Raw genomic sequence first — 12857 nt, 5'->3', positions numbered from 1 at the left:
GAGAAATGCCGCATGGCCTTACATGCACTGAACGATCAGCATCTCGATCATGATCTGGCGACGATTAGCATCAAGAACCTGCGTCTGCGTACCCATATCGGTATCAAGGACGAGGAAATCCAGAACCGTCAGGATGTGGTGATCAATGCCACCATTCGTTATCGGGCCGAACGTGCGGTCAAGTTCGATCATATCGAGCAGGCGCTCAATTATCGTACGATCACCAAGCACATCATCGGCTATGTCGAGGACAATCGCTTTCTCTTGCTGGAACGCATGACCCGCGAAATCTTGGATATCATCATGAGTTACGAGCAGGTCCTCACGGCGCAGGTAGAAGTCGATAAGCCGTTCGCGCTGCGCTTTTCAGACTCCGTGTCGGTGACGTTATCGGACTCGCGTCTAGAGTGAGGGATGTTGATCATGCCATCGGGAATTGGCCGGGAGTCATGGCGTGCACGGTAAGCTGGAAACCTTCGATGACGCGGCCCAACGCGGCGTGATCGTCGGTGACGATGGATATCGTTATACATTCACACTGACCGAGTGGCGTGGCCGGGGACTTCCCAGGGAAGGTAGCCGGCTACGCTTCGATGGCGATGGAGGATGTGCCGAGCAGGTGTTCGATGCGCCGGTGCCTCAACGTACCGCGCGGCAAACGCGTGACGATCAAGGACGCGTCAAATCGTCGTTATTGTCGCCCTGGGCGGTGCTGGCGCTGGTGCTCGTCACCCTGGCGCCGCTGTTGGCGTCTTATATGCTGCTCGTCGATGCGCTGGCGATGCTCCTGGCAGTGCTGGGTATCCGGCAGGTACGGCGCTCGCCGGCGCGATATAGAGGTCAGGCGCTGTGCGGGGCCGCTATCGCCATCGCGGTGCTGAGCCTCTTTATCTGGGGGGTGGGGTGAACGTCACGTCAGCGAGTGCTGCACTTGGTGGCATCGGGTGACTCGGCATAAGATGAATTCACGGCGACGGTCAGCGTCGCTCTCATTGTCAGGAAGGAGAACGCCATGGAGTCCCTTCAGGAGAACTCGCTGTTTCGTCCCTTTGCCTATATTGACGGCAACTGGGTAGCAGCGGACAGCGGCGAGCAAATCGAGGTCGATGATCCTGCAACCGGCGAGATCGTAGGGCGCATGCCCAAGCTGGGGCACGCCGAAACCGAGCGTGCCATCGAGGCCGCCGAGTCGGCCTGGCCCGCGTGGCGTGCGCTGACTGCCCAGGAGCGCGCCGATACCCTGATGAAATGGTATGACCTGATGCTCGAGCATCAGGACGAGCTGGCGGCGATCATGACCGCCGAGCAGGGCAAGCCGCTCAAGGAAGCGGCCGGCGAGATCGCCTATGCGGCGAGCTTCATGCGCTGGTTCGCCGAAGAAGCGCGGCGCGTGTATGGCGATACCATTCCGGCTGCCAAGGCCAATCAGCGGATCGTCGTGCTCAAGCAGCCGGTGGGTGTCGTGGGGGCGATCACGCCGTGGAACTTTCCCTCCTCGATGATCACGCGCAAGGCGGCCGCGGCGTTGGCGGCAGGCTGTCCCATCGTCATCAAGCCGGCCAGTCAGACGCCATTCTCGGCGACCGCGCTGGCTGCGCTGGCCGAGCAGGCCGGCGTTCCTCGCGGTGTCTTCAACGTAGTGCCGGGGCGTGCCAGCGAGATCGCCAAGGCGATGACCGAGTCGCCCGTGGTACGCAAGATCACCTTCACCGGCTCCACCGAGGTGGGCAGTCAGTTGATGGCCGGCGCCGCCGAGCATATCCAGAAGATTTCGCTGGAGCTGGGAGGCAACGCGCCGTTTCTGGTCTTCGAGGACGCTGATCTGGATGCCGCCGTCGAGGGGGCGATGGCGAGCAAGTTTCGCAACGCCGGCCAGACCTGCGTGTGCACCAATCGCTTCCTCGTGCAGTCCAGCGTGATCAATGCGTTCAGTGAAAAGCTGGCGGCGGCCATGAACAGCGAATTGCATGTCGGCCCGGGCACCGAAGAAGGCGTGAATATCGGGCCGCTGATCGACGACGACGCGGTCACCAAGGTCTCCGAGCATATCCAGGATGCCGTCGACAAAGGCGCCGAGCTGTTGCTGGGTGGACACGCCCATCCGCTCGGTGGACGCTTCTTCACACCGACGTTGGTGAGCCATGCCAACACCGAGATGAAGGTGGCGCACGAGGAAACCTTCGGCCCGCTGGCCGCGGTGATTCCGTTCGAAGACGAGGAAGATGCCGTGCGCATGGCCAATGACACCCAGTTCGGTCTGGCCTCGTATTTTTATGCCAACGACCTGAGCCGTGTCTGGCGCGTGGCCGAAGCGCTGGAGTACGGCATGGTCGGCATCAACACCGGCTTGATTTCCAACGCCAGTGCGCCATTCGGGGGCGTCAAGGCCTCAGGGCTGGGGCGTGAAGGCTCCAAATACGGTCTTGCCGAGTACATGGAAACCAAGTATCTGTGCATGGATCTAGGCTAAGCGCTGGCAGCTCGAAGCGCGGCGCTATGCGCCTGGAAGTATGAAGAAAAACACCCTGCCGGTGCATCCGGCAGGGTGTTTTGCTATTGGCGGGGCTTAGACTTTCTTCGAGCTTCGAGCTTCGAGCTTCGAGCTTCAGTGCCTGAAATGACGCATGCCGGTGAAGACCATGGCGATGCCGGCCTCGTTGGCGGCGTCGATCACTTCCTGGTCACGCAGTGAGCCTCCAGGCTGGATGACGGCGGTGATGCCGGCCTGGGCCGCGGCGTCGATACCATCGCGGAACGGGAAGAAGGCATCCGAGGCCATCACCGAGCCGGGCACTTCCAGACCTTCGTCAGCGGCCTTGATGCCGGCGATTTTGGCGGAATAGACACGGCTCATCTGCCCGGCCCCCACGCCGATGGTCTGGCCATGCTTGGCGTAGACGATGGCATTGGATTTGACGAACTTGGCGACCTTCCAGGCAAAGCTGAGGTCGTGCATTTCTTGCTCGCTGGGCGCGCGCTCGGTGACGGTGCGCAACTCCTCCCGCTCGACCATGCCCAGGTCACGGTCCTGCACCAGCAACCCGCCGTTAACGCGCTTGAAGTCGTGCGAGGGACGACGCTGTCCGGGCCAATGGTCGCTGACATCGAGCAGGCGCACGTTTTTCTTCCCGGCGACGATGTCGGCAGCTTCGTCGCTGATGCCCGGCGCGATGATGACTTCCACGAACTGACGGTCGACGATGGCGCGTGCCGTGTCGGCGTCCAGTGGGCGATTGAAGGCGATGATGCCGCCGAAGGCGCTGGTCGGGTCGGTGGCGAACGCGCTTTGATAGGCGGCAAGCGGCGTGTCGGCAACGGCGACGCCACAGGGGTTGGCATGCTTGACGATGACGCAAGCGGTTTCGCTGAAGGCCTTGACGCATTCGAAAGCGGCATCGGTATCGGCGACGTTATTGAATGACAATGCCTTGCCCTGACGCTGCGCTGCCGTGGTTACGCTGGCTTCCGAAGCATCGGCTTCGGCATAGAAGGCCGCTTGCTGGTGCGGGTTCTCGCCGTAGCGCATGGCCTGCTTCTTGTGGAACTGCACGTTGTAGGTCCGCGGGAAATTCGCCTCGCCGCCTTCCGCCAGAGTGCCGAGATAGTTGGCGATGGCACCGTCATAACCGGCGGTATGTTCGAAGGCCTTGACCGCCAGGTCGAAGCGCAGCGCCTGGCCGACGGCCCCGTTCTGGGCGCTCATGTCCTCCAGCACCCGCGAGTAGTCGCCGGCGTTGACCACGATCGTGGTGTGGGCGTGGTTCTTGGCGCAAGCGCGCACCATGGTCGGACCGCCGATGTCGATGTTCTCGATGGCCTCTTCCAGCGTGCACTCCTCGCGGGCTACGGTGTCGGCGAAGGGGTAGAGGTTGACCACGACCATGTCGATGGCATCGATGCCATGCGTCGCCATTACCTCGTCGTCCTGTCCACGACGACCGAGGATGCCACCGTGGATCTTGGGATGCAGGGTCTTGACACGGCCATCCATGATTTCGGGGAAACCGGTATGTTGGGAGACTTCCGTCACCGGGATGCCGTGCTCGCTGAGCAGGCGAAAGGTGCCGCCGGTGGATAGCAGCGTGACGCCACGCGTGGCCAGCTCGCGGGCGAACGCCACGATGCCGGTCTTGTCGGACACGCTGATCAATGCGCGGCGCACGGGGAGGGCGGACGACGGGGTGGTGTGTTCGGCCATGGGGCTCCACTCTTGCAAGATGAGGGCGCGCGATGGGCGCCGGGCGAAACGCAACGGGGCGTCGCTGGCGCGACGCCCCGCGATGGAATCAGATCAGGTCGTACTGCTTGAGCTTCTTGCGCAGCGTGCCGCGATTGAGGCCCAGCATGTCGGCGGCGCGGGTCTGGTTGCCGTCGGCGTAGCGCATCACGGCCTCCAGCAAGGGGACTTCGACTTCGGTCAGCACCATGGCGTAGAGGTCGCTGACCGTTTCGCCGTCCAGGTGGCCGAAGTAGCGCTGCATGGCGAGCTCGACCGACTCACGCAGGGTTTGCTGATGCGTCGGCGATGCCGTGGAGGTGGCATCGAGCGTATTCTGATCGATGGGAAATGCTTGCCTGCTGGTCATGCTGCATTGCTTCCATTTGAGGCCAACGTTGGCGCATCGTGGGCGAGCTCATCCACGAAACGGTGTTGGGCCGAGGGCTGTTCCAGAACGTTGAAGCGTGCGCGCAATGCCGCTGCTTGTGGGCGAGTGGCGAGATACCACCCCACATGCTTGCGTGCGATGCGCACCCCCATGTGCTCACCGTAAAAGGCATGCAGTGCATCGAGATGACGGTGCATGACGGCGGCGATCTCGGTGGGTGTCGGGCTCGCCAGGGTGTCGCCGGTACGCAGATGATGCTCGATTTCGCGAAATAACCACGGATTGCCTTGGGCGCCGCGTCCGACCATGACCGCATCGGCTTTAGTGTAGTCGAGGATGCGGGCGGCTTTCTCGGCGCTGTCGATATCACCATTGGCGAATATCGGCAGCGACACTGCTTGCTTGATGGCAGCGATGGTGTCGTATTCGGCGTTGCCTTGATAGCGCTGCTCACGGGTGCGGCCATGGACTGCGAGGGCTTGGATGCCGGCGGCCTCGGCCAATTGCGCCACACGTATGCCGTTGCGCGACTCCGAGCACCAACCGGTCCGGATCTTCAATGTCACCGGGACATCCACGGCCGCGACCACCGCTTCGAGAATCGCCGCGACCAAGCGCTCGTCGCGCAGCAACGCGGAACCGGCGGCCTTGTTACATACCTTCTTGGCGGGGCAGCCCATGTTGATGTCGATGATCTCGGCGCCTTGCACGACATTGAGACGCGCGGCTTCGGCGAGCATGTCTGGATCGCCGCCGGCGATCTGCACGGCGCGGGGGCCGGGCTCACCGGTATGATCGAGGCGTTGCCGGGACTTGCGCGTATGCCACAGGCGCGTATCAGCGGTGACCATTTCCGAGACGACCAGGCCTGCGCCGAGCTCTCGGCACAATTGTCGAAACGGGCGATCGGTGACGCCCGCCATGGGCGCGAGAATCGCCCGGTTGGGCAATGCGTAAGGGCCGATGCACGGCAATGGCGTCGCCGGAGGTGAGACGTGGGTCGACATCACAAGAGGTCTAGGTGGTTAAAGCCGTCCATGATAGCCGCCGGGGCGACGTTCTTGAAGGGGCAGTTCACCGCTCCACGCGTCAAGCGCGATCATGCCGGCGCTACGCCGGTGATGCGCACCCAACCTTCGCGCTCGTGGGGCGCATCGAGCAGCATGCCTTGCTCGTGATATGCGTCCATGACCTCATCGGCCTGGCCGGCGAGAATGCCCGACAAGGCCAGGCGGCCTCCTGGTGCCAGATGTGCGCAGAGCGTGGGCGCGAGCTCCACCAAAGGGCCGGAGAGAATGTTGGCGACCACGACATCATAACGCTCGGCCTCGAGCCGCTCCGGATAGCAAAGCGACAAGCGCTCATCGGCGATGGCGTTGCGCTGGGCGTTGTCACGGCTCGCTTGCAGGGCCTGTGGGTCGATATCGGTGCCCGTGGCATGGTCGGCTCCCAGCTTGAGGGCGGCGATGGCCAGGATGCCGGAGCCGCAGCCGAAGTCGAGCACCTTGCGCGTATCGAGGTCGAGGCCGTCGAGCCAGCCGAGGCAAAGTGCGGTGGTCGGATGCGTCCCGGTGCCGAAGGCCAGTCCCGGATCGAGCACCAGATTGACGGCGTCGGGCTCGGGAGCAGCGTGCCAGCTGGGCACCACCCACAGTCGCTCGCCCATCTTGAGCGGAGCGAAGTCGTCCATCCACTCGCGTTCCCAATCACGGTCGGCGAGCAACTCGTAGTCGATCTCGGGGCACGGTTCATCGGCCATTTCGGCGGCCCATTGCTGGCGCACGCGCTCGAGCATCGGCTCGATATCCTCCAGGTCGTCGTAGAGCCCTGTCAGCACGGTCTCGTCCCACAGCGGTGTGGTGCCGCTCTCGGGCTCGAAGACAGGATCATCGTGAGCGTCCTGAAGGGTGATGGCCTGGGCACCTTCGGCCAGCAGCAGTTCTTCCAGGGTTTCGGCATGCTGTGGGGCGATGTGGGCCTTGAGTTGCAACCAGGTCATGCGGGCCTCCTTGGGCATCAACGCAAACGGGACGGCCAAGGCCGCCCCGTGTCGAGTCGCTCGGTCTGACTAGCTCAGGCCGAGTTTCTTCTCGAGATAATGAATGTTTACCCCACCTTGCTGGAAAGCGCTGTCGCGAACCAGATCCTTCTGCAGGTCGATGTTGGTCTTGATACCTTCGACCAGCAGCTCGTCAAGGGCATTGCGCATACGGGTCAGCGCGGTCTCGCGACTGGCGCCCCAGGTGATCAACTTGCCGAGCAGGGAATCGTAGTGCGGCGGTACGCTATAGCCGGTGTAGATATGCGAATCCATGCGTACGCCCAAACCACCGGGTGCGTGGTAGAGATCGATCTTGCCGGGGGAAGGCATGAAGGTGCGCGAGTCTTCGGCGTTGATCCGGCACTCGAAGGCATGCCCGTTGAGCTGCACGTCTTCTTGAGAAATGGACAGCGGGTGACCGGACGCGATACGCAGCTGCTCCTTGACGATGTCCACGCCAGTGACCATTTCAGAAACCGGGTGTTCGACCTGAACGCGTGTGTTCATCTCGATGAAGAAGAACTGCCCATTTTCGTACAGGAATTCGAAGGTGCCGGCGCCACGATAGTTGATCTCGTTGCAGGCATCCACGCAGGCCTGGAGGACATCGGCGCGGGCTTTGGGATCGAGATGCGGCGCGGGGGCTTCTTCCAGCACCTTCTGGTGACGGCGCTGCAGGGAGCAATCGCGATCGTACAGGTGAATGGCATTGCCCTGACCGTCGGCCAGTACCTGAACCTCGACGTGACGCGGGTTCTCGAGGAACTTCTCCATGTACAGCGTGCCGTCGCCGAACGCCGAATTGGCTTCGTTGCGCGTCACGCTGACTGAGGAGAGCAGGCTGCCCTCGCTGTGCACCACGCGCATGCCACGGCCGCCACCGCCGGCAGCTGCCTTGATGATGACCGGGTAGCCGATGCGCTTGGCGGTGGCCAGGATCGCGTCGTCGTTATCTTCGGGGAGCGGCCCGTCGGAGCCGGGCACCGTGGGCACGCCGGCCTTTTTCATCGCTGAAATGGCGCTGACCTTGTCGCCCATCATGCGGATGGTGTCGGCGCGCGGCCCCACGAACACGAAGCCCGAACGCTCTACCTGTTCGGCAAAGTTGGCGTTCTCGGAGAGAAAGCCATAACCGGGATGAATGGCGCTGGAATCGGTGACTTCGGCAGCACTGATCAAGGCCGGTATGTTCAGGTAGGATTGCGCCGAGGACGCGGGGCCGATGCACACGGCTTCATCGGCCAGCCGCACGTGCATGAGCTCGCGGTCGGCCTTGGAATGTACCGCGACGGTCTTGATGCCGAGTTCCTTGCAGGCGCGTAGCACGCGAAGGGCGATCTCGCCACGATTGGCGATGAGTACCTTGTCCAACATAGTGTCGTCCGTCTCTATGTAAGCTCGGAAGCGGTTAGCGATCGTTCATGTGCAGTGATCGCAAACGGCCTCAAGAGATGATGACCATCGGCTGGTCGAATTCGACCGGTTCTCCATCCTCTACCATGATGGCCTCGATCACGCCATCCTGATCGGCCTCGATCTGATTCATCATCTTCATGGCTTCGACGATGCACACGGTTTCGCCTTTCTTGACGCTTTGCCCGATTTCGATGAACGGCTTGGCGCCTGGCGCTGGCGAGCGATAGAACGTGCCCACCATGGGCGAGGTCACCGGGTGGCCACTGGGTTCGGCGGGCGCGGCTTCGGCCTCGTGTGCGGCGGCTGGAGCGGGTGCGGCGGGAGCAGGCGCAGCGGCGGGAGCGGGCGCGGGCGCCTGGGCTGCGGGGGGGGCGCTGAAACCACCGGTGTGGCGGCTGATACGTACGGACTCCTCGCCTTCCTGGATTTCAATCTCGCTGATATTGGACTCTTCCAGGAGTTCGATGAGTTTCTTGACCTTGCGAATATCCATAAGCCTGTCTCGATCAATGTGAATGTGAGGTGGCGTGGTTTGCCATCGGAGCGTGTGCCTCGTCAGCCGAGCTGGCGCAGCGCGGCTTCCAGGGCAAGCTCGTAACTGTCGGCGCCGAATCCGGCGATGACGCCGCGAGCAACATCCGAAAAATATGAATGCGCACGAAACGGCTCGCGCGCATGCACGTTGGAAAGGTGCAGCTCGATGAAGGGAATCGCGACACCCGTGAGCGCGTCGCGCAAGGCAACGCTGGTATGCGTAAAGGCGGCGGGGTTGATCAGGATGAAGTCGGTGCCGTCGTGACGTGCTGCGTGCACACGTTCGACCAGTAGATGTTCGGCGTTGGACTGCAGCCAGTCGAGACGGTGGCCAGCGTCGCTGGCGCGCTGGGTCAGGCGCAGGCGGATATCCTCGAGGGTAGTGGTGCCGTAAACGCCTGGCTCGCGCGTACCGAGCAGGTTGAGATTAGGGCCGTTGAGTACGAGAAGATTCGCCATGTCATGAGTCCAGATCGACGCTGTTAACCTGTTCAGGATTGGCTTAGATCACGGCACGATCATGCAAGATACCGCCGCTGGTGCCATATATCGTTAGCGTGAGCGGAGTTTGCCCAAAAACTGGCGAACTGTCTAGTTTGCAATTGTTGTGATGCCTTTTGGCCACCGAGGACGGATGTCCTTGAGCATGCATCATAGCGACGGCAAAAACGCGACTGCGTGATAGGATGGAAGTCACCGCTCTCAACTTCATACAAGGACGTCATCATGGCTCTTTTTCGCAAGCGTGAGCGTGACCAGCGCAATGTGCTGGAATCGCCTCAGTATGGCTGGATCTGGAAACCCCTGATCGCCTTGCTGGTTATCTACCTCGTGGTTTGTGTGGCATTGGGCGTTTGGTGGAGCCAGCGCCCCGATGCTTTCAATGTCGACGATGCGGTGAGCTTGCAGCGTGGCGCTGCGCAGTCCTCCGGTGCCGAGGCCGTGACGGATGCGTCCCGTCCCGGCGAGACCGTGCTCGCCACCACGGTGACGTTACTCGGCAGCTTGCTCGACAAGCCCGGTGGCTATTTGCGTAACGATATCGCGCCGCCGGGGCTGTGGCTGGATAACATGCCGAGCTGGGAGCAGGGCGTGCTCGGGCAAGTCAGGGCCATGAGTGCGGCGCTCAATGGTGCGATCACCGATGGCACTAACGATACTCTGCAACACGCCGTCGATGCCCTGGAGACGCACAGTGACGCTTGGCGTTTTCCATCCGCCGAAGGGCGTTATCAGGCGGCGCGCGAGGCGCTGCGCGATTATCTGGGGCGTCTGCGAGAGCAGCAGGCGAGCTTCTCTCAGGAGGCGCCAGCGTTGGCGGCTTGGCTTGGGCGCGTGCAGACTCGTCTCGAGCGGCAGACCCAGCGGCTGGCAGCGAGCGTGGGGCACGCCGAGCGTCGTAGTGCCGATATCGAACGCGGCGAGGATGGCGTGAACACGCCGTGGTGGCGTATCGACAACGTTTTCTTCGAAGCGCGCGGTAATACCTGGGCCCTGAAGCACCTTCTCGACGCTGCCAGGCGAGACTTCGCGCCGGCCATCGAAGCGGCCGGAGTCGGCACGGCGTTCGATCAGTTGATCGCTGAGCTCGATGCCTCGCAGGCGCCCCTATGGAGCCCCATCGTGCTCAACGGCAGCGGTTTCGGTATCTTCGCCAACCACTCGTTGATGATGGCGAATTATACGTTGCAGGCATCGCAACTGATCGCCCGCATACGTAGCGATCTCGAAGCGTCTAGCTCGACGAGTGATACCCCTGAACCAGACACCCCGCGTCGGGGGAGCGACGCGGGGTGACGTTGGTGAGAGGCGAAATCAGGCTTTGGTGTAAGCGTCGGCGGCTTTCTCGATGGCCTTGCGGGCGGCCTCGGCGCCATCCCAGGAGTCGATCTTCACCCATTTGCCTTTTTCGAGATCCTTGTAGTTCTCGAAGAAATGCGCGATCTGCTGACGCAGCAGTTCGGGGAGGTCGGTGACTTCCTGTACGTCGTCATACAGGGCGCTCAGCTTGGGGTGCGGGACGCAGACCAGCTTGGCGTCTTCGCCGGCTTCGTCGGACATGTTGAGTACGCCGACCGGGCGCGCGCGAATCACACTGCCTGCCTGAACCGGGTAGGGGGTGACCACGAGTGCGTCGAGTGGGTCGCCATCGTCGGCCAGGGTGTTGTTGATGAAGCCGTAGTTGGCCGGGTAGAACATTGGTGTGGCCATGAAGCGGTCGACGACCAGCGCATCCATGTCCTTGTCGATCTCGTACTTGATCGGTGCGTGATTGGCGGGAATCTCGATCGCCACGTAGACGTCGTTGGGGAGATCCTTGCCAGCGGGAATGTTGTTGAAACTCATCGTCGAGTCCTTGCGGTTTGCAGGTTGAACACCAGCGGGAGAAAATCCGAGAAATTATACGAGTAGCGTCCAGCGTTTACCAACCGGCGTGGGACGTCAATGAGATCATGCAATCGTCGTCTGGTGTTGCCATGCTCATCGCTCGCAAGAATTATCCGTCTCATCATCATCGACAAGGAGACGATCGTTGACGGAAAGCAGCCTTTCTATCAGCTTCGGGCAGGCGTTCGTGGCACCGGATCGACGTCGTCATCGCAGCTCGATGTCGGTCCAGGTGCCCGCTGGCTCTCAGCTGTCCGCCAAGGGCGCTTGCGCGCTGATCAGTGATTCCACTTGGCGCAACGCGATCGCCAAACAGGCCGGAGACCTGAGCGTACGAGGCTTTCTTGCCGATTATTATTCGACCCCGGAACATTGGGATGTCAAGACATCGGCGCATCGTGTGCTGCGTGCCCTGAATAGCTGGAGTTATAGCCAAAGCGCCTACATCGAAGGCGGCAGTTATATTTGCTCCCTCTCGGCCATGGTGTTCCGTCGTCGTGAAATGCACCTGTTTCACATGGGCGACACATTGGTCTTTCGTCTGCGGGGGGCCGAATTCGAGCAATTGTCTCGCGACCATGTCACCGACTTGGGCGGCTATCGCTATCCGTCGCGTGCACTGGGCATGGACGGTAGCCTGGATATCGATTATGCGACGGATTCACTCAAGCAGGGCGATCTCTTCCTGTTTACCACCCAGGCTGTGCGCGGGACCTTGCTGCCCTCGGATTTCGTGCAACTGATCCGCGCCGATGTCAGCGATCTCGACGCGGCCTGCGAACGTCTGGCCGAGGCGGCGCACAGGCGTGCCCAGGAGCGTGGCTACGGCGGCGATCAGTTCTGCTTCCAGCTGGTGCGCATCGATCGCTTGCCCGAAGAGGTCGAGCCGGAGCATCCCGTGCCGCTGTATGGCGACTTGCCGGTGCCGCCCGAATTGACGCCCGGTGAGCGTCTCGATGGGCTGGAGGTGCTCGAGGTGCTGTCGCGCACCGCCAAGTCACGCGTCTATCGTGTGCGGGACGCCCGCAACGAGCGCGAGATGGTGATGAAGGCGCCCAGCCCCGAGCTGTCGCTGCGCAACGCCTATCAGGAGCATTTCGCGCTTCAGCAGTGGGTCGTGCAGCGCGTCAACTCACCGTTCTTGCCCAAGGTCGTGGATTCGGCTCGACCACGACGCTACCAGTATTATCTGATCGATTACATCAAGGGCGAATCGCTCAGCGATTGGGCGTTGCGTCATCCCCAGGCCAGTCTCGAGGCGCGCCTGGATTTGGCGCGGCAATTGGTCAAGGCAGTGCAGGCCCTGCATCGTCGTGATGTGATGCATCAGAATATCCATCCCGATAATCTGATGGTCGATACACATGGCCAGCTGGTGTTGACGGATTTCGGTGCCTGCCACTTGCGTGAAAGCGATAGCCAGCAAGGGGCGCGTGAACTGGCGCGGCAGGTGGGGTTGACCGAGCATAGCGCCCCCGAATACGCCCTGGACACTGAGGTGGGACGGCGTAGCGACCAATATGGATTGGCCTCGACCATCTACTGGCTGCTGACCGGCCATCAGCCTTATGCGCTGGCGCCCAACGAATTGCGCAGCCATACCGATCTTGAGCGCATGAGCTACACCAGTGCACGCCGCTATAATCCGGCGATCGGTGCTGAGCTCGATGACGCACTGCGGCGTGCGCTCGATCCGCAGCGTGCGCTGCGATTCCGGCGTCTGGGGGAGTTCGCCTACCATTTGCGCACGCCCAGGCGGCGTGATGACCCTGAGCCGCACCAGCCATGGCAGCAACCGGCCACGCTGTGGAAAGTCGTGGCCGGTGTGCTGCTGCTACTGTTGTTGCTGTCGTGGTGGTTGAATTAAGGCC

Annotated in this window: 13 protein-coding genes; 5 read left to right on the top strand and 8 right to left on the bottom strand. The window is 62.0% G+C overall.

Annotation, left to right across the window (positions count from 1 at the left end):
- Positions 1–12 precede the first annotated feature (12 nt).
- From folX to C8E00_RS08665, 3 genes are all read left to right on the top strand, one after another.
- A complete protein-coding gene (folX, locus tag C8E00_RS08675) occupies positions 13–411 on the top strand; it encodes a dihydroneopterin triphosphate 2'-epimerase (protein WP_133696952.1) in 399 nt (132 codons plus the stop codon).
- Between the two features lie 43 nt (positions 412–454).
- The gene (locus C8E00_RS08670) at positions 455–907 is read left to right on the top strand and encodes a hypothetical protein (protein WP_133696949.1); all 453 of its coding nucleotides are present in this window, start codon (positions 455–457) and stop codon (positions 905–907) included.
- 105 nt (positions 908–1012) lie between these two features.
- Entirely contained in the window at positions 1013–2470 is a 1458-nt protein-coding gene (locus C8E00_RS08665) for an NAD-dependent succinate-semialdehyde dehydrogenase (RefSeq protein ID WP_133696946.1), read from the top strand.
- A 135-nt stretch (positions 2471–2605) separates the two neighbouring features.
- Here C8E00_RS08665 and purH read toward each other — a convergent pair whose 3' ends face one another.
- From purH to aroQ, 7 genes are all read right to left on the bottom strand, one after another.
- Positions 2606–4198, bottom strand: a complete 1593-nt coding sequence (gene purH / locus C8E00_RS08660; protein ID WP_133696943.1) for a bifunctional phosphoribosylaminoimidazolecarboxamide formyltransferase/IMP cyclohydrolase — start codon at positions 4196–4198, stop codon at positions 2606–2608.
- Between the two features lie 88 nt (positions 4199–4286).
- Positions 4287–4586, bottom strand: a complete 300-nt coding sequence (gene fis, locus C8E00_RS08655) for a DNA-binding transcriptional regulator Fis (protein WP_208291900.1) — start codon at positions 4584–4586, stop codon at positions 4287–4289.
- Positions 4583–5614: a tRNA dihydrouridine synthase DusB gene (dusB, locus tag C8E00_RS08650; RefSeq protein ID WP_133696940.1), complete on the bottom strand. Its 1032-nt coding sequence runs from the start codon at positions 5612–5614 to the stop codon at positions 4583–4585. Before dusB ends, fis begins: the two co-directional genes overlap by 4 nt.
- Positions 5615–5706: 92 nt before the next feature.
- Positions 5707–6606, bottom strand: a complete 900-nt coding sequence (prmA, locus tag C8E00_RS08645) for a 50S ribosomal protein L11 methyltransferase (RefSeq protein WP_133696938.1) — start codon at positions 6604–6606, stop codon at positions 5707–5709.
- A 69-nt stretch (positions 6607–6675) separates the two neighbouring features.
- Entirely contained in the window at positions 6676–8022 is a 1347-nt protein-coding gene (gene accC, locus C8E00_RS08640; protein ID WP_133696936.1) for an acetyl-CoA carboxylase biotin carboxylase subunit, read from the bottom strand.
- A gap of 70 nt (positions 8023–8092) precedes the next feature.
- On the bottom strand, positions 8093–8557 hold the full coding sequence (gene accB, locus C8E00_RS08635) for an acetyl-CoA carboxylase biotin carboxyl carrier protein (protein WP_133696933.1): 465 nt from the start codon (positions 8555–8557) through the stop codon (positions 8093–8095).
- 62 nt (positions 8558–8619) lie between these two features.
- The gene (gene aroQ, locus C8E00_RS08630; protein WP_133696931.1) at positions 8620–9057 is read right to left on the bottom strand and encodes a type II 3-dehydroquinate dehydratase; all 438 of its coding nucleotides are present in this window, start codon (positions 9055–9057) and stop codon (positions 8620–8622) included.
- Between the two features lie 267 nt (positions 9058–9324).
- Here aroQ and C8E00_RS08625 point away from each other — a divergent pair, with 267 nt between their 5' ends.
- Positions 9325–10395, top strand: a complete 1071-nt coding sequence (locus C8E00_RS08625; RefSeq protein WP_133696928.1) for a DUF2333 family protein — start codon at positions 9325–9327, stop codon at positions 10393–10395.
- 18 nt (positions 10396–10413) lie between these two features.
- Here the strand turns inward: C8E00_RS08625 and ppa are convergent, their stop codons facing one another.
- The gene (gene ppa, locus C8E00_RS08620; protein WP_133696925.1) at positions 10414–10944 is read right to left on the bottom strand and encodes an inorganic diphosphatase; all 531 of its coding nucleotides are present in this window, start codon (positions 10942–10944) and stop codon (positions 10414–10416) included.
- A gap of 262 nt (positions 10945–11206) precedes the next feature.
- Here ppa and C8E00_RS08615 point away from each other — a divergent pair, with 262 nt between their 5' ends.
- On the top strand, positions 11207–12853 hold the full coding sequence (locus C8E00_RS08615) for a bifunctional protein-serine/threonine kinase/phosphatase (protein ID WP_424948545.1): 1647 nt from the start codon (positions 11207–11209) through the stop codon (positions 12851–12853).
- Positions 12854–12857: the final 4 nt, after the last annotated feature.

It is taken from the genome of Chromohalobacter marismortui (assembly GCF_004364315.1).
Lineage (GTDB): Bacteria > Pseudomonadota > Gammaproteobacteria > Pseudomonadales > Halomonadaceae > Chromohalobacter > Chromohalobacter marismortui.
Note: the sequence above shows the minus strand (reverse complement) of the source record. Positions and strands in the feature narration are given on the sequence as shown.